The 17,307-nt window shown below is 62.3% G+C and carries 10 protein-coding genes; 4 read left to right on the forward strand and 6 right to left on the reverse strand.

The genetic code is table 11. From position 1 onward, the window contains the following. The first annotated feature begins 209 nt into the window (after window positions 1-209). Window positions 210-2,138: a winged helix-turn-helix domain-containing protein gene (locus tag VJR90_09740; protein HKV97758.1), complete on the forward strand. Its 1,929-nt coding sequence runs from the start codon at window positions 210-212 to the stop codon at window positions 2,136-2,138. Window positions 2,139-2,197: 59 nt separating this feature from the next. Here VJR90_09740 and VJR90_09745 read toward each other — a convergent pair whose 3' ends face one another. The 6 genes from VJR90_09745 to VJR90_09770 all read right to left on the reverse strand — a co-directional run bounded on the left by VJR90_09745 (window position 2,198) and on the right by VJR90_09770 (window position 9,176). After that, entirely contained in the window at window positions 2,198-3,040 is an 843-nt protein-coding gene (locus VJR90_09745) for a DoxX family protein (GenBank protein HKV97759.1), read from the reverse strand. A gap of 99 nt (window positions 3,041-3,139) precedes the next feature. Beyond that, window positions 3,140-3,895, reverse strand: coding sequence for a tetratricopeptide repeat protein (locus VJR90_09750; GenBank protein ID HKV97760.1), 756 nt, complete (start codon window positions 3,893-3,895; stop codon window positions 3,140-3,142). Window positions 3,896-4,262: 367 nt separating this feature from the next. Then, window positions 4,263-4,826: a hypothetical protein gene (locus tag VJR90_09755; GenBank protein ID HKV97761.1), complete on the reverse strand. Its 564-nt coding sequence runs from the start codon at window positions 4,824-4,826 to the stop codon at window positions 4,263-4,265. Between the two features lie 25 nt (window positions 4,827-4,851). Further along, window positions 4,852-7,050 carry a DUF5916 domain-containing protein gene (locus tag VJR90_09760; protein HKV97762.1) on the reverse strand — a complete coding sequence of 733 codons (2,199 nt, stop codon included), beginning with the start codon at window positions 7,048-7,050 and terminating at the stop codon, window positions 4,852-4,854. A 120-nt stretch (window positions 7,051-7,170) separates the two neighbouring features. Further along, complete coding sequence (locus tag VJR90_09765) at window positions 7,171-7,887, reverse strand: hypothetical protein (GenBank protein HKV97763.1); 717 nt, start codon at window positions 7,885-7,887, stop codon at window positions 7,171-7,173. A gap of 14 nt (window positions 7,888-7,901) precedes the next feature. Then, window positions 7,902-9,176, reverse strand: a complete 1,275-nt coding sequence (locus VJR90_09770; protein ID HKV97764.1) for a DUF4097 family beta strand repeat-containing protein — start codon at window positions 9,174-9,176, stop codon at window positions 7,902-7,904. A 174-nt stretch (window positions 9,177-9,350) separates the two neighbouring features. Between VJR90_09770 and VJR90_09775 the strand changes: the two genes are divergently transcribed. From VJR90_09775 to VJR90_09785, 3 genes are all read left to right on the forward strand, one after another. After that, the gene (locus tag VJR90_09775; GenBank protein HKV97765.1) at window positions 9,351-10,718 is read left to right on the forward strand and encodes a M28 family metallopeptidase; all 1,368 of its coding nucleotides are present in this window, start codon (window positions 9,351-9,353) and stop codon (window positions 10,716-10,718) included. Between the two features lie 87 nt (window positions 10,719-10,805). Then, complete coding sequence (locus VJR90_09780; GenBank protein ID HKV97766.1) at window positions 10,806-14,006, forward strand: hypothetical protein; 3,201 nt, start codon at window positions 10,806-10,808, stop codon at window positions 14,004-14,006. A gap of 38 nt (window positions 14,007-14,044) precedes the next feature. Further along, window positions 14,045-17,296: a DPP IV N-terminal domain-containing protein gene (locus VJR90_09785; protein ID HKV97767.1), complete on the forward strand. Its 3,252-nt coding sequence runs from the start codon at window positions 14,045-14,047 to the stop codon at window positions 17,294-17,296. Window positions 17,297-17,307: the final 11 nt, after the last annotated feature.

Below are 17,307 nucleotides of genomic sequence, written 5' to 3' on the forward strand. Positions count from 1 at the left end.
TTGGGGTGGCGCGAACCGAAATCGAATGCCGGTGTCCATACTACACTGAGCCGCCCGGCGGACGTGTTCCGGTGCCGCGGTCGCCACAATTTTTATTATTCATTTCTGAATTATTGCCGAGGCACCGCCACCGATGGCGGACCACGCTATAAACAATGAGTGTCGGGCGGTGGGGCGGGCAAACGGGTAGGATAATGGCCGCAACAGTCATGGACATCTCTCCGGACCTTTCGCACGGAAAATTCGCCTTCGGCGAGTTCCTGTTCAATCCACGCAGCGGCGAGTTGCGCGACGGCGGGAAGGTCGCACTGTTGCGTCCGCAGGTGGCCAAGCTGTTGACGCTGCTGCTCGAACATGCGGGCGATATCGTATCGCGCGAGGAAATCCGCCAGTGCCTGTGGGGCAGCAAGACGGTGGTGGAGTTCGAGGAGGGCATCAGTGCCTGTATGCGCCAGCTGCGCGTCGCGCTCAACGACGGCGCCACCGGCACACGCTACATCCAGACCATCTCCCGGCGTGGTTACAAGTTCATTTTTCCGGTGAGCCTGGTCACCGGCGAGGCGGCGGCATTCCACAATCCGGGAGCGATTGTGGTGTTGCCGACGACGCCGGCCAGCGTAGGTGTACCGCGCCGCCGCTGGCGCTGGCCAGTCGCTGGGGCGGCGATCGTGCTGGTGCTGATTGTGGCCGCCGCGCTGTCCGTGGCGCATTACCGTTACCGCGTGCAATTTTTCACTCAGACGGCCATACCCACGGTCCCGCATGCGGTGATCGCGGTGCTGCCGTTTACCAATTTGTCCGCCAATCCGGCCAACGATATTCTGGGCGCATCCGTCGCCAGCGAGCTGATTGACCTGCTCGGGCCGATAGCACCGAACCGTTTGGGCGTGATTGCGGACACCTCGAGCATGCATTATGCGGGGGCCCACAAAACCATCAAGGCCATCGGTCAGGAACTGGGCGCGAGTTTTGTGCTGGAAGGCAGCATCACGCAGAACCCGGCGTTCATCCAGGTGTCGGCGCGTCTGATCCGCGTTGCCGATCAAAGCTACGTGTGGGGCAGTGAATACCGCCTCGACCTCAAGTACACGAGCCGCAACTTTCAGCAGACCGTGGTGCAGATTGCCACGCACGTAGCTTCGCTGCTTGCGCCCGACGCCAGCATCAAACCGCTGGAATTCACCCGCAACCGGCAGGCCGCGCTGGATTATCAGCTCGGTCGCTATGTGCTGTTACAGGGCGATAACGCCAAGGCCGGGGACTATTGCCGCCACGCGATGACGCTGGATCCGAATTTCGCGGCGGCTTACGTGTGTACCGCGCAGTCGTTGCTGGCGTTGAACACCTTGTCCGCGCAGCAGGTCAACGATGCCGGAGCCCTGGTGGCCAAGGCCCTGGAGTTGAACGCTGAATCGTCCGACGCGCATCTGCTTCAGGGCACACTGGATTTGTTCTACCGTTGGAACCCCGCGGCCGCAGCACCGCAAATCCGTGACGCGTTGCGCCACAATCCCGGCAATGCCTGGGCGTGGCAGGCGCAAGCCGCGTACTACTCCGCGATGGGCGAGAATCAGGAGATGCGCCAGGCCATGGCCATCGCCCAAAGCCTGGATCCGGTGTCCATGCGCATCTCGCTGGATTCGGCGGTGCTGTTTTACATTGACGGCCAGTACGACGTGGCCGGGCAATATGCCCAGACTGCCATCGGACTCAAACCCGACAACGAACTGGCGCGGCATCTGTTGGTGCTGACGCTGCTCGGCGAGGGCCATTACACGGAAGCCGGACAGCAGGCGGCGCTGGAAATGCAGTACGCCAGTGCCCTACCCGCGAACATCGCACGCGTGCGCGCCGGCCGCCAGCAGGCGTTGGTGGACTATTTCAACTGGTACGTCACGACGCTGGCCACGCGGACTTCCGACAAGCTCACCGCCGTATTCCTCGCGGACGCTTATATGCACCTCGGAAGATCGCAGCAGGCGCTCACGACGCTCAGCGATGCGGTGCGCAACCGCGAGGTAAGCACCCTGATTCCGTTCATGAGCGTCTGGCCCGCTCTGCATCCGCTGTGCCGCGAAACGGCGTTCGTGCTGCTGACGCGGCAACTGGGCCAACCCGGCTGCATGAATGCGAGGTGATTCGCACGACTGAAGGGGCCTCAGAAGCCTGCGCCTTTCGCCCTTGTGCTTTGCAACGATCAGAGCAGCGTCTGGTTGCCAGTGGGCGCGGCAACTGCGGATGATTTCCCGACGGACAACCAGTCAACACCCCGGTACGAATCGGCGACCACCCAGGCGCTGAATGCCAGCGTCCAGCCCAGGAGCAGTTCCGACCAGTGGGACTGGTGGGTCGGCAAGCTGTAGGTCCTGGGGACCCAGATTAGCAGCTGAAATACGCTCATCATGCCCGCGGTCAAGGCCGCCGCGAGGCGTGGGTAAATCCTGAAAAGAATACCGAGACCGGCGGCCATGTAGCCCGCGCCGCTCAGAGCGACCCAACCGATGTGCCACGGCAGCCACGCCGGAACCAGTGCAGCCGTGTACTTGAGGTACCCGAAGTGGGCCAGCCCAAACAGTATCAATGCAATGCCAAACAGAACACTGGCCATGCGCACGCCGCTTTGACCTGTCACGAATTTCAACCGCGCACTGTGTCGCTGTGCATTGATTGAGGCAAATATCACCCACGCACCCGAAAGCAGCGTCGCGGTTTCGGCAAAAGTTTCCCAAGAGACGATCGCTGCCGGTGCCGATACCAATATCGGCACTTTCAGCAACAGCAGCCACAGCAGCAGATAGATCACCAGGACGCGGGATGCAAGTGCGGCCGTGCGCCCAAGCAACAGCCCCGCGCCGCTTGCCAGCATCACCGCCCCGCACGCGTAGATCCAGTCTCCCCGCCACGGAATCCATTGCGGTATGACCTGCAGCACCAGAGAGGAGGCTCCATACAGCAGGCAGAGCACACCCAGCGCAATGACGCCCGCCGCAAACAGCGGATAGCCCCACGCGGTGTTGCGCCACGCTTGCACGGTCAACATGCGAGCCGGTAATTGTATGCAACCCGCACGCGGAAATCCCCAGGGCCAAGCTTCACACACGCAGCCAGACAGTATGCGTGAAGCCCGCAGCGCCCCTGCCTACCGGCCGGCGTCCGACGCTGGATCACGCTCCAGCGTATGACTCAGCTTTTCGGCCTGCTTGATCTGATCCGGCGACAAGTTCGTGCCGACGGCTGACAGTGCACTGCTGGTGTCGAGGTTACCCTTCTGCGCAAGCAGCAGCCAGGCGTAGGCGCGTACATAGTCGGGCGCCACTTCATCGCCGTTGTTGTAGATCACCCCCAGGTTGTAGGCTGCGGCTGGCACTCCGTGACGCGCGGCCTTTTCGTACCAGAAAATCTCCTTGGTAGGATCCTTGTTGACGCCTTGGCCGGTGAAATAGGTCATGCCCAACTGGAATTCCGCGTATTTGTTGCCGCGTTTGGCTGCACGCATAAACCATTCGTGCGCCTTGGCGTAATCCTGCGCTACGCCTTCACCATTGAAGTACAGCGTGCCCATGTTGTATTGCGCATTCGCCACGCCGGCATTCGCCGCCTGCTGATACCAGTAGGCAGCCTCCTTATACTCCCCGCGGGTCTGCAGCATGATGCCGAGATTAGCCTGAGCTTCGGCATCGCCGATTTTTGCGAGTCCCATTGCATCGTTGATATCTGACTGACTGTACGGCCCGGAACCTGGCGGCCGGTCCAGATAGGGAGGCTGATGCATGTGAATCACCTGCACGCCGGGCGGCAGACGGTCGGCGTGTGCCGGGAGGGACACCGCCGCGATGCAGGCTGCTCCCAAGATCCAGGGGAGCGCCTGTGTAATGTTGCATAGTGAATGTGTCATAAATAACTCCTTCGCTTGACGAAGCTGTTCGTCCGGTCGCCGACTCTGTCGAGCCTTTGGGCAGGTATAGCGCATTCCCGCGCACCCAGCCCGGTACGACCGTGAAATAACTCCGATACATTTCTAATATATTTGAGACTGGCGGTGTCTTTGACGATCTGCCGTGCGGCACGCAAGCGGCAGACCCGTGGCCGAAGGAGGCCGCTCGCAACTGTGCATGGCGTCGGTGCCGAGCAGCTACGATAGGTTTTCCTGCAAGCCTTTGATTAATGCCCTTTGCGGGGACGTGGGGAATCCGGGCCGACCGTTGTCGCGAAGATCAGGCGCCTGACGTGTTGGGTATGGTGAGCAGCACGCTGCCCGCATATCAATCATCCGAATTGATGTCGTGCTCGCAATCCCCGGCGTCATGCGCTTCGATCACCGCATAGGGCTCGAAAGCGGGCAGGCTGGCCTGGAGCGAGTCCTGAAGCTGCTTCAGGGTCTGCGCGTCCCGGCAAATGGGCAGGGCTTTTTTCTTGAACTCGTTGGCGCGGGTCTGGGCCTTGCGATCAATGTCGTCCTCGCTGGCGCCCGCGAACAGCGCGGTGATGGCTTCCGCGGCCACGCCGGCCGCAAAACTGCCCGCCGCTGCGCCGAGTTGCGCGCCCTTGATTTCGATGTCCCTGACCGTGGCCACGTATTGCACCAGCTGTTGCCGCTGTGCCGCATTCACCGTAATGGTTTTGCCGGCGATGGTGAGCGTGCCGTCGGGCGTGATACGCGCCTGGGTGCCGTCATCGCCATGAATGACCGCGTCGCCGCCGTCCAGGGTGATCCCCTGATTGTCCACGGACCAGACGGTGGTATGCGCCGCATGCGCCGAGGCCAGGGGCGTCACGAGCAGCAGTGCAACCAGTGTGGCGAAGAAAAGAGTCACTTGCTTGTTCATGGATGTCTCCTTAGCGGATGAAAAATCAGTAGAAGCCCCACACCAGTTTCACTACCACGGTATTGCCGGTGATGGTCTGCGTGCCTTGGAGCAGGTTGGGGTTCAAGGTCAGGCCGTGATTCCAGACTACGTACAGAATCCGGTCCGGCTGGATGTTCCACTGCAGGATCATGTTCTCCGAGGTGTTGTGGCTGATGTTGTTGTACTGCGTGAGCGTGGAGAGCGTCAGGTCCGGCGTGAACGAGTAACCGAGATTGAGTTCCGACACGCGCAGGACGCCGTTGCCCTGCGGGGTGTACAGCCACAATGCACCGTAGACCAAGCTGCTGGTGAAGTGGCCGCCAGGTGCCGCCCAGGAGATGTTCGGGAAAAAGTCCTTGTAATGACCGCTGTAAATATTGCCGATTTCAGAACTGAAGCCATAAGTCAGCGCATCGGCCGCCGGCGAATTCATGTTGATATGCGTGGTGGTGAAATTGTAGGTACCGGCCGGTATGGTGACGCCGGGTAAGATTGGGTACGGCTGCGCGAGAACTTCGTGGTTTATGCCGACCTGGGTGTTCCAGTGCCATCCGCCCTGAGTGGTGAACTGCAAAGGGCTGAATGACCAGTCGTCGCTCTGCACGCGGTTGTCTAGACCGGTGACGTAATACCAGTTGGCATTAAAGAAGAAATGTCGCACCCAGGAAAACATGCTATTGGCTGATGGACGCGGCTGATACGTGACGTCTGCTGAAGTTTGCTTGGTGCCTGGTCGCTGAATGAAACCCAGCGCGGGATTGAGCGCATCGCCGTAGAAGTTGTAGCTGACGTCCGCGTACCACAAATCATTGGGATACTCCGCATCGAAGCCGTAACCGTTGGGCGTGCCGGCGGGCACATCGCTGCCCGAAGAGCGCGCGGCCCAGCCGGACAGGTTCAGGTTTTTGTCGCCGCCAAAGGTGGAGGTGCTCCAGGTGCTGTCGAAGGAGGTGAGTGTATTGGTGCTCTGGCCGCTGGGGTCGCCGTGCGTGATGAGCGTGCCCACGCGCCACTGATTATTGATGTTGTAGACAGCGCGGCCGGCAAACAGATTGGTGCCGTTGGAAAAATCCGTGCCCGCCATTTGTGTATCCAGCAGACCCAGTGTCCAGCCGTCGGTGTGACCCAGGAGCTTTACTCCCTCGTCCAGTGGTACCGGCTCACCGTTGATGAGGCCGACGCTGCGCGAATAGAACGGAATGAAATTCTGCCCGAGGTTGTGGCTGAAGGTGAAGATGTTGGCGCCTTCCAGGAAGAACGCGCGGGTTTCGGGAATGGTTTGCGGATAGGGCGAGCCGTTGACCTGGAGACTATTGGCCTGGGCCTCGGAGAAATCCGTGTGGTAAGTAAGGCGGCCCGCGAGTTCCGGCGTGAAGTTATACTTGAGATCAAAACCGGTCCAGCTCGCGGTGTCGTGTTTGGTGTTGCTGTATTCGGTGACCGCGTAGGGGTCGAATTCCAGACCCGAGCCCTGGCTCAGGCTCTGCACACCGGTGAGCTTGCCTTCCCATTGCAGGTTGGTGACCGAGGCGTTCAAGTTGATACCCGACCAAGCGAGCGTCAGCAAGTCGCGTGGCACGTAGCGGCTGATGTTCAGTCCCCAGACTGCATTTTTGTTGTTGAATTGCAGGCTCTGGGTATCAATGGAGATTTCTGCAGTCCAGCCTGTGGCCGTGCGCTTCACGGCCGCCTTCCAGTAACCGTTCCAGTTGAAGTCCACCATGGGTGTGTTGCTGTTGTTATTCATGTAACCGGGAGAAATCAAGCCGTCGGCCATGGCGCCCCCGGCGTTCACCTGGAACACGTAGGCGAGCTTCTTCTGACCGAAGGTGTCGAGCACGATCATCACGTTGTCGTCGGATGATTGATCGGCGTCGCGCTGCAGCGTGTGGATGGCGATCTTCCCGGGATCGGGATCGTCGCAGACGATGCCGAAATAAAGATGACTCTTGCCCCGCAAGATGCGCACCGTGGTGATAAACGGCGTGGCCGCGCCGGGATGCGGGTTCTGCTGGGTGAGGGTGATGACCGGTGCGGTGCGCCAGGCCGGCTCGTTGAGCACGCCGTCGAGCGTAATCTCGCCGGTCTTGACCCCGGCCGCGGTCACCGGCGCCTGAAACTCCGGCCCTTGGGCCTGGACTGTACCGGCCGCAAGCAGCAAGCCAAAAATTGTGGACAAAGCGGGTCTGTTGAAGCGAAGCATCAGGCTTCCTCCGGGTTCGATTTATCAATCAGGGATGCGCGGCGACGCCGTAACGTCGCGTCACGCGCTTACGGTGGTGAGGTGCAGTGCAGCGGGTTCTGGGTCATGCTACGGTCCTCGTCAGTCACGCGGGCAATCCGGCAACGTCACGCCGGCAGGTGCCGCGCCGGTGAATTTCACCGGCGTAACTCCGGTGACAGAGTGAATTACCGCGCTGTCGCTCACATAGAGCTGGCCGGGACGTTCGAAAATGATGCTCCCGCCCACGATCGCGTGCGGTCCGATGACCACGACCGGCGGCAGGTTGTGATTGCTGCCTTGCGGTTGTTTGGCGGTGATATCGCCCAGCACCGCGCTGCCTTCGGCAAGCCAGATAGTGCCGTTGACGAACGACAGCTTGCCGGATACGGCGGTGCCACACAGTGCCATATCACCGTTCACGATGGCGGTGGATCCCTCAATGCGGGTGCCGGAGGCTGCGCCCAGGCTGCCGTTGACCACGGCGATGTCGGAACCGATAAGTACATTCTTGCCGAGCGTCACGGAGCTGTTTACGCCCTCTAGTTTTTGCGCGTGCGCGCCATCGGCGAGTGTGATCCCGCCATTGATGATGGTGAGATTCCCGGTTTGCGCGCCCGCGCCCAGGCGGATGGCACCGTTGATGGTGCGCAAGCCGCCGTCCACCACCGCGCCGGCGCCCACGGTAATGACGCCATTGACGGTGCTGGTGCCGCTGGACCAGTGCGCGTTGGCGGGAACGTCTATGTCCTTGTTGACGTTGCAGCCGGCCAGTGCCACTGCGCACAGCAGCAGCGGATGGAAGTGGCGAATTTTCATGTCCAGAGTCCTCTTCAGGGTTGGGTGACGCTGATGTCGCCGCTGCCGGTGGAAATCGTCCCCTTGCCTTCGGCCTTGCCAAAATCCGCGCTGAACGAACCGCGATGGGTAACCACATTGCTCATGTGCGGCAGGTTGATGTTCAATTCACCACTGTCGGAAGACGCGTCCAGGCGCAGCGACAGGCCGCCGGAGGTGCGCAGCGTGGCGTCGCCGGAGCCGGTGTCTATGTAAAGCTTGCGCATCGCGGACAGGTTGCCCGCGAGCGTGACATCACCCGAGCCGGTGTCCGCCCACACGCTCGGGCCGCTGATGAAATTCTCGGCGCGCACCTCACCCGAACCGGTGCTGGCATGCAGCGAGCCGCTGGCGTCCCTGACATGCACGTCGCCCGAACCAGTATCGAACTTCATATCGCCACTGACGCTGGTGAAATACACGTCGCCGGAGCCGGTGTCGGCGGACAACGTCGGCCCGCTGCCGTTGCCGAGGTGCACGTCGCCCGAGCCGGTATCCGCGTTCACGCTGCCCTTGAAGCCGTCGGCGAACACGTCGCCGCTGCCGGTATCGGCGCTCAAATCGCCACTGAGGTTTTTGACGTGCACATCGCCCGAGCCGGTATCCGCGTTGAACCTGCCGGTGATGTTGCTGCCGTAGGCATCGCCGCTCGCAGTCTTTACGCGTACGTCGTTTTGCAGCGTATCCAGGTCACTGCGGCCGACGTAATTCGTCACGGCGAATGCCATGTGCGCCGGAACCTGGATGGAGAGATCCACATGCAATGGCGTGCCGCGCTGCCCGCCCGTGTACACACGCACGCCCGTGTCCTGATAACGCAGACCCGAACTCCCGCCGCCGTTGACACAAAACACGCCCAGGAAACACACGCTGCCGTTGTTGTCGCCGTCGCTCGAATCACTACTGGTCTTCGACCCGGTATACGAATAACTGTCGTATTGGTCCACGGGATAAAACACGTGCACGACAAACTTGCCATCGGACTCCGAGGTCTCGAGTTTCACCGTCCGAGCCAGGGTCTGGGCGGCGGCCTGGTCAGAACCGCCGGCCACCACCGTGGCGGTCAGCGTAAAGCTCGAACCCTGGGTAACCTGCACATGGCCGGCAAGGTTTTCCACCGTGACCCGGCTGGTATCGGCGGGCAGCGGGCCGGAGTAGTTGAGGGTGGTCTGGACCGTGGCGGCCGCGGCGACGCGCGTGCCCAGTAACACCGCCAGCGTCCCGGCGGACAGGGCCTGCGCCAGCAGGCGGAAATGCGTCGGAGATCTCATGGGTCGCCACCTCTTAGTTGGTGATATAGCTCACTATAACACCTGTTTGGAATTTGTCAAGCCGGATTCGACCGGTCGGCAGCCTGGATACCAAGACGATTGGCTCCGCCGTTCCGGGGTTATCCTTGGCGTCCGGTTTATCTTCTCGACCTGCAATGCCTGCCGGAGGTTCCCGTGAAACCCGTACTGTCCCTGGTCATCGCGCTCGCGGCAACCCCGGCTCTGGCGCAGGCGCCCGCCGTACCGCCCGGAGAGCACCCGGCGTTGCGGGAAATCGTGACCGCCGTGAGCGCCCAACGGCTCAAGGAAATAGATACGCACTTGGTCGGCTTTGGCACCCGCCACACGCTGTCCACCACCACTTCTCCCACGCGCGGCATCGGGGCCGCGCGCCTCTGGGTCAAGGCGCAGTTCGCGCAGATTTCGCAGGACTGTGGCGCTTGCCTCGAAATCATCACGCCCTCGCAGGTGTTCACCGGGCCGCGTATGCCGAAGCAGGGCGCCGAAGTTATGGATGTGGTGGCCATTCAGAAAGGCAGCGATCCGAACCGTTACCTGGTGATGACCGCGCACCTGGACTCGCGGGTGACCGATATCATGAACTCCACGGCCGATGCGCCGGGCGCGGACGATGACGGCTCGGGTACCTCGGCGCTCATCGAGGCGGCGCGTGTGCTGTCGAAATACAAGTTCGCGGCCACGATCGTGTACTCGGCCGATTCCGGCGAGGAGCAGGGTCTGTACGGCGGCAAAATCATCGCCGATTACGCCAAGGCGCACGGCTGGAACGTGGAAGCCAATCTCAACAACGACATGATCGGCAGCACCCACGGCAGCAGCGGCGTGATCGACAACGCGGATGCGCACATCTTTTCCGAAGGCATCCGCGACGACCTCACGCCGGAGCAATTGCGGCGGCTGCGCTACAACGGCGGGCTGGTGGATTCTCCCTCGCGCAACGTGGCGCGCTACATCGTCAAGCTCGCCAACGCCTATATCCCGAATTTCCGTCTGGAAATCATGTACCGCACCGACCGCTTCGACCGCGGCGGCGATCACGTGATGTTCAACCGCAACGGCTATCCGGCGGTACGCTTCACCGAGGTGCAGGAGAACTGGCAGCGTCAGCACCAGGACGTACGCATGGTAGACGGCGTGCAGTACGGCGACCTGCTGCAATACGTGGATTTCGGCTACGTCGCCAAAATGACCGCCGCTAACGCCATCGCGCTCGCCTCCATGGCCTGGGCACCGGCGCCGCCCACAGACGTCAAGATCGCCGGGGCGCTCACGCCGGACACCACCGTGAGCTGGCAGGCGGTGCCGAACGCGGCCGGTTACCGCATTTACTGGCGCGCCACCGATGCGCCGCAATGGCAGCATTCGATGTACGTGGGCGACGTGACCGGCCATGTGCTGGAAGACCGGGTGATCAGCGATTGGTACTTCGGTGTAGCCAGCGTGTCCAGGGACGGCTACGAAAGTCCGGTGGTGTTTCCCGGGCCGGCCGGTGCTTTCCAGAGCGAGGCCGAGGCCCGATAATCCTTGCGCGCAACGGAGTCGCAATCAATTCCCGTGGATCAATGAACACCCGCGGCAGGGATGCCTACCTGTTACCGGAGAGCATCAATGCAAATGCCGCCTCTGCCTCTCAAGTTCCGCGCCTGCATTTCTACCTTGGCGATGCTGTGCGCCGCGCTGGTAATCTCCGCGCCGGCGATTGCCGCGGCGCAGGCTTCAGCGCCTGATATCAGCGCCAACTTCACATTCCGCAATATCGGCCCGGCCGTGGCCGGCGGGCGGGTGTCGGTGGTTGTGGGCGTTCCCGGTGACCCCAATGTGATTTACGTCGGCGCGGCCAGCGGCGGCGTATGGAAGAGCGCGAATGGCGGCGACACCTGGACAGCAGTGTTCGAACATGGAGACAGCGCCTCCATCGGCGCAATTGCCGTGGCGCCGTCTAATCCCAATCTCGTGTGGGTGGGCACGGGCGAAGCCAACGTGCGCAACGACACTATCACCGGCGCGGGTGTGTATTACTCGCCGGACAGTGGCAAGACCTGGGAATTCAAGGGACTGAAGGACAGCGGTCAGATTTCCGCAATCGTGATTGATCCGAAGAATCCCGCGGTCGTATTCGTCGCGGCGCAGGGCAACCCGTGGGGACCCAATCCGGAACGCGGCGTGTTCAAATCCACCGACGGCGGCAAGACTTGGCAGAAAGTCCTGTATGTGGACGACAAAACCGGGGCTTCGAGTCTGGTGATGGAACCGGGCAATCCGCAGGTACTGTTCGCCGGGATGTGGACGGCGCTGCGTACGCCCTGGACCATGATCAACGGCAGCGCCACAGGCGGCGTGTGGCGCTCCACTGACGGCGGCTCGACCTGGCAGAAACTCGCTAACGGTCTGCCGACGAACGAAACCGGGCGCATCACGCTCGCCGCCGCGCCTTCCAATCCCGAGCACGTGTACGCGCTGATTCCCACCACCCACGGCACGCTCTGGTCCAGCGAAGATTTGGGCGAGCACTGGACGATGGTCAGCGACAATCATGTGCTCGCCGTGCGCCAGTGGTATTTCGCCGGCATGGCGGTGGCGCCCGATAACGACAACCGCGTTTACTTCGCTTCGCTCAACCTGATGCAATCCGACGACGGTGGCAAGACCGCACATCCGATTGACCGCTCGGTGCACGTGGATCATCACGCGGTGTGGGTCGATGCGCAAAATCCGCAGCGTATCCTGCAGGGCAATGACGGCGGCGTGTATCTGAGCGTCAACGGCGGCAAGAACTGGCGCTTTCTCGACACTTTGCCCATCGAGCAGGCGTACACGGTGTCGGTGGACGGCCAGTCGCCGTTCCATGCCTGTGTGGGCCTGCAGGACAACAGCGCCTGGTGCGGATCTACGAGTTCGCTGGATGAGCGTGGCGTGACCGGCAAGAACTGGTTCCCGGTAGTGGGCGGCGACGGCGAATACGCGGTGATCGCGCCCAGCGATCCGCACATCATTTACGCGGACCTCGAGGACGGCTACACCTTCCGTTACGACACGCGCACCCATCTTTCGCAGATGATTCGGCCCACGGCGTCTTACGGTCTGCAGAACAGTTCCAAGACGCTGGCGGAATCCGAATATCGCTTCAACTGGACCTCGCCCATCGCAGTGTCGCCGACCGACGCCAACACCGTGTACCTCGGTGCCCAAGTGCTGTTCAAGTCCAGCGACGGCGGCACGCACTGGCATGTCATCAGCCCGGATCTCACGCGCAACGACAAGAGCAAGCAGGGCATTCCCGGCGGTCCGGTGTATCACGACGTGAGCAGTGCCGAGAATTACGACACGCTCTTGTCCATCACGCTCGCGCCCACCGATGCGGACAAGGTGATCTGGACCGGCTCGGACGACGGCCTGGTGCAGCTCACGCGCGACGGCGGCATGCACTGGACTAACGTCACGCCGCGTGGCGCGCCCGAATGGGCACGCGTGTATCAGATCGGCGTTTCGCCGTTCGACGCGGGCACCGCTTATGTGAGCTTTGACGGTCACATGGTCAACGACGATCGCGCATACGTGTATCGCACCGATGACTACGGCAAGAGCTGGAGCAAAATCACCGCGGGCCTGCCGGCGAATACGCCGGTGCTGGCGGTGCGTGAGGATCCGAATCGCAAAGGTCTGCTGATCGCCGGCACCATGACCGGCTTGTATTTTTCGTTGGACGATGGCAATCAGTGGCAGCCGCTCAAGGGCGATTTCCCCACGGTACCGGTGTTCGATCTGCAGTTCGCACCGGCCACGCATTCATTGGCGGTCGCGGCGCACGGCCGCGGTCTGTTCGTGCTCGACAATCTGCGGCCGCTGGAGGAATGGAAAAGCGATATCGGCGGCAGAGAACTTCATCTGTTCAGTCCGCAGCCGGGCACGCTGTACAACCACTGGGCCGGCGATGAAGGCCAGCAGTGGAGCTATGCCGCGCCCAATGCGCCGGAAGGTGTGGCGTTCAGTTATTACCTAAAGACGGCACTCAAAGCGGACGCCAAGGACAAGAAGGGTCCCGTGAAAATCGTCATCACGGATGCGCAAGGCCATGAGGTCAACACGCTGCACGCACCCGGCAAGCAAGGGCTCAACGAGTTCGTCTGGGACAACGACTATGCCGGTCCCACGCCGATTGATTTCGTGAAAGGCGCGGGTGGTGAAGGCCGCGGTGGCGGGCCCTCCGTGCTGCCGGGCCGCTATACCGCAACTATCACCGCGGGCGGCTACACGCAAACGCAAAGCGTAAGCGTGCGCCTCGATCCCAACGTGAATGTCAGTCTTGCGGATTACCGCGCGCAGTTGCTGGTTGAACTCGGCCTGCGCAACCAGATGAGTGCGCTGAATGAACTACTCAACCGCCTGAGCGACTGGCAAGGCCGGCTCGACAGCCTGAGTGCCCCGGGCCATGCCGCCGCGCTGCCCAAGGCACTGCTGGCCGATGCCCAGACACTGAGCCAGAAAATCACGACATTGAAAGACCGGCTGTGGAATCCCGATATCCAGCACAACGTGGACGAGGACTTCCTCAAGACCTTGCCGCGCTTTCACGGCGTGCTGCAATGGAACGGCTTTTTTGTCGGCGGCTATGCGCAACCGCCGGCACCGTTCGTCACGGATAAAGTGACCGAGCTGCAGGGCGAGTTGCAGGGCTATCTAGACCAGTTCAACCAGTTGCTGAGTCAGGATGTGCCGGCCTTCAACAGAGCCGCGTATGCCGCGGGTGAGCCGACTTTGCCGGTCGGCAAGCCGATCGTGTACCAGGCACCGCAACTGGCGGCACATTGAGTCCCTGAGGCGGATGAACAAAAATCGAGGAGAGTGACATGAATCGTTACATCAAACGGTTGGTGTTTGTTTGCTCGCTGTTCGCGGCCAGCGCAGCAGCGGCGGCTCCCGCTTCCAAGCCGTTCTTTTTCCAACCGGCGGTATCGCCGGATGGCAGCCGCATCGCGTTTGTTTCGGGCGGCAACATCTGGGCCGGACTGGCCGGGGGTGGCGCGGCACATATCCTGGTGGCCGGCATGGGCGATGCCACGCGCCCGCTGTATTCACCCGATGGCACGCGCCTGGCTTTCCAGTCGGACAAGCACGGCGGCAATGACATCTTTGTTCTGCAATTGGACAGTGGCGCGATCACGCGCATTACCTACAGTGACGGCAACGACCAGCTGGATGCCTGGTCACGCGACGGTCAATGGCTGTACTTCGATTCCGCACGTGACAACGCCGGGCGCATGAACGGTGTCTACCGGGTGCGCGCCGCAGGCGGCACGCCCATGGCGGTATCGCTCGAGGAGTATCGCGATGAGACCATGGCCGCGCCTTCGCCCGACGGCCGGGACGTGGCGCTGGTCGGCGGCGGCTGGGGCCCCACCCAATGGTGGCGTCACGGCCGTGCGCATATAGACGAAGGCGCGGTATGGCTGCTGAAGGATGATGGCTCACACAGCTATACGCGCGTCACGCCCGACGATGCGCGCGCCGAATGGCCGATGTGGGCGCCCGACGGCCGCTCGCTGTATTACATTAGCGATCGCAACGGCGCGGAGAATCTGTGGCGCGTGAATATCGGCGCTACCGAGTCGCCGCTCACCCGTTTCACCTCCGGGCGCGTGCTGTGGCCGGCGATTTCCGCCGACGGCCGCGTGATCGCATTCATGCGTGATTTCGGTATCTGGACGCTCAGCACCGCGAATGGCAACGCCCAGCCGGTACATTTCGATCTGCAGGGCACGGTGGCGGGACCGGGCGTCACGCACAAGGTATTCGACAAGGATTTCACGGATCTGGCGCTGTCGCCGGACGGCAAGAAAGTCGCCTTCATTGCACACGGTGAAGTGTTCGCCGCGTCGTCCGCCGACGGCGGCGAAGCCGAGCGCATCACGCACACCGCGGCCGAGGAATACGATCTCGCCTGGGCGCCGGACAGTCGCGAGCTGGTGTACGGTTCGATGCGCACTGGCGCCGGCCAGCTGTTCCTCTATGATTTCGTGAACCACCGCGAAACCCGGTTGACGGACAGCCGCGGCGAGGACACGCATCCCGAGTTCTCACCCGATGGTAAGCAGCTCGCCTTTGTACGCGACGGCAAAAGCCTGTACTTGATGACGCTGGCCGACAAGCAACTGCGCAAGCTCGCGGATGCCAATATTGAATTACACCGGCCTCTGGAACGGGACCGGCCGTTTGCCTGGTCGCCGGATAGCCGCTGGCTGGCCTATCTCGCCTGGGGTCCGCGGATGTTCCGCAACGCCTGGGCGGTGGCGCTCGCGGGCGGCGAGCCGCACGCGGTGAGTTTCCTCGCCAACGTGTTTGCCGACGACATTGCCTGGACACCCGACGGCAAAGCCTTGTTGTTCGCCACCGGCCAGCGCACCGAGCCCGGCCAGGTCGCGCGCGTGGATCTGGTGCCGCGCACGCCGGAATTCCGGGAACAGCAGTTTCACAATCTGTTCCAGGAGCCGACGCCTCCCGGCTTGCCGCCGTCGCCGAAACCACTTTCCTCGCCGGCTGCGGAGCATTCAAGCGCAGCGGCTGCACTCGGGCCGAACGCCAAATCCAGAGTCGAGCCCGTGCAGATTGATTTCAACGGCATACGCGCACGGCTCGCGCTCATCCCTATCGGCCTGGACACCAATGCGGTCAGCGTGTCACCGGACGGCAAACAGTTGCTGTTGACCGCCACGGTCGCGGGACGCGCCAACCTGTACGTGTATTCCATTGACCCGCTTGCCAAGGAGCCGCCCGTCGCCAGGCAACTCACTTCCACGCCCGGCGACAAGGCGGATGCGCAATACACCGGGGACGGCAAGCAGGCGTTTTATCTGGACGATGGGCGCATTGCCGCGGTCAGCGTTGCGGATGCCAAATCCAAACCGCTCATAGTGAGCGCCGCCATGGACGTGGATTTCGCCACGGTGAAAGCCGTGGATTTCAGCCAGGCCTGGGGCTGGCTCAAGGCCAATTATCACAATGCCGATATGAACGGCGTGGACTGGAACGCGGTGCGTGCCGAATACGCGCCGTATATCGCCGGCGCTGGCACGCCCGCCGAGCTGCGCCGCCTGCTGATTTTGATGGTCGGCGAACTGGATTCCTCGCACTCCGGGGTGTATTCCGGCGCACGGCCGCAATTCACCACCGGCCGGCTGGGCCTCGGCTTCGACCGCAACGAGTACGAGCGTTCCGGCCGCCTGCGCATCGCCGGCATCGTGCCGCTGTCGCCGGCGGCGGTGAGCGGCAAAATCCACGCGGGCGATTATCTGCTGGCGGTGGACGGTGTGCGTCTCAATGCGCATTCAAATCTGGATGCCTTGCTCGATCACCGCATCGGCCGGGAGACCGCATTGATCGTTGCCGCGACCGCAGATGGCAAGAATTCGCGCAGCGTGGACGTGCAGCCCGTGGCTGCGCCGGCCATGGCCGAGCTGGTTTATAACGCCTGGGTGCAGCGCAACCGCGAATACGTTAGCCACCTGAGCGGCGGCCGGCTCGGTTACGTGGATATGCCGGACATGTCGCTCGCGTCGCTGCAACGCCTGTACGTGGACCTGGACGCCGAAAATTCCACACGCGCGGGCGTGGTCGTGGATGTGCGCAACAATTACGGCGGCTTCGTCAACGCCTATGCGCTGGACGTGCTGTCGCGCCAAGCGTATCTCAACATGACCTTCCGTGGCATGTCCACGGCAGCGGCGCGTTCGGTCCTGGGCCAGCGCGTGCTCGAGCGCCCGACGGTGCTCCTCACCAACCGCATCACGCTTTCGGACGGCGAGGACTTCACCGAAGGCTACGAGGAGATGCACCTCGGCAAGGTGGTGGGCGAACCCACGGCCGGCTGGATTATCTACACCAGCGCCGGGCGCATGCTGGACGGCTCCATCGTGCGCCTGCCGTTCATCACCATTACCACGGAGAACGGCCAGCCGATGGAGCGGCACCCGCGGCCGGTGAACGTGCCGGTGGCGCGTCCGCTCGGCGAGAGCTACCGCGGCGTGGATTCACAGCTCGCAGCGGCCGTCAAAACGTTGCTGGCACAGATCGCAGAATCAAAACCCACTGCAGCAAAGGACTGAAACGTCCATGT

The organism is Gammaproteobacteria bacterium (assembly GCA_035279405.1).
GTDB lineage: Bacteria > Pseudomonadota > Gammaproteobacteria > Natronospirales > REEB76 > REEB76.

What these genes read in the sequence shown, in the direction of transcription:
- VJR90_09740 (HKV97758.1), top strand. Translation starts at nt 210, where the DNA reads ATGGACATCTCTCCGGACCTTTCGCACGGAAAATTCGCCTTCGGCGAG.
- VJR90_09745 (HKV97759.1), bottom strand. Translation starts at nt 3,040, where the DNA reads ATGTTGACCGTGCAAGCGTGGCGCAACACCGCGTGGGGCTATCCGCTG.
- VJR90_09750 (HKV97760.1), bottom strand. Translation starts at nt 3,895, where the DNA reads ATGACACATTCACTATGCAACATTACACAGGCGCTCCCCTGGATCTTG.
- VJR90_09755 (HKV97761.1), bottom strand. Translation starts at nt 4,826, where the DNA reads ATGAACAAGCAAGTGACTCTTTTCTTCGCCACACTGGTTGCACTGCTG.
- VJR90_09760 (HKV97762.1), bottom strand. Translation starts at nt 7,050, where the DNA reads ATGCTTCGCTTCAACAGACCCGCTTTGTCCACAATTTTTGGCTTGCTG.
- VJR90_09765 (HKV97763.1), bottom strand. Translation starts at nt 7,887, where the DNA reads ATGAAAATTCGCCACTTCCATCCGCTGCTGCTGTGCGCAGTGGCACTG.
- VJR90_09770 (HKV97764.1), bottom strand. Translation starts at nt 9,176, where the DNA reads ATGAGATCTCCGACGCATTTCCGCCTGCTGGCGCAGGCCCTGTCCGCC.
- VJR90_09780 (HKV97766.1), top strand. Translation starts at nt 10,806, where the DNA reads ATGCAAATGCCGCCTCTGCCTCTCAAGTTCCGCGCCTGCATTTCTACC.
- VJR90_09785 (HKV97767.1), top strand. Translation starts at nt 14,045, where the DNA reads ATGAATCGTTACATCAAACGGTTGGTGTTTGTTTGCTCGCTGTTCGCG.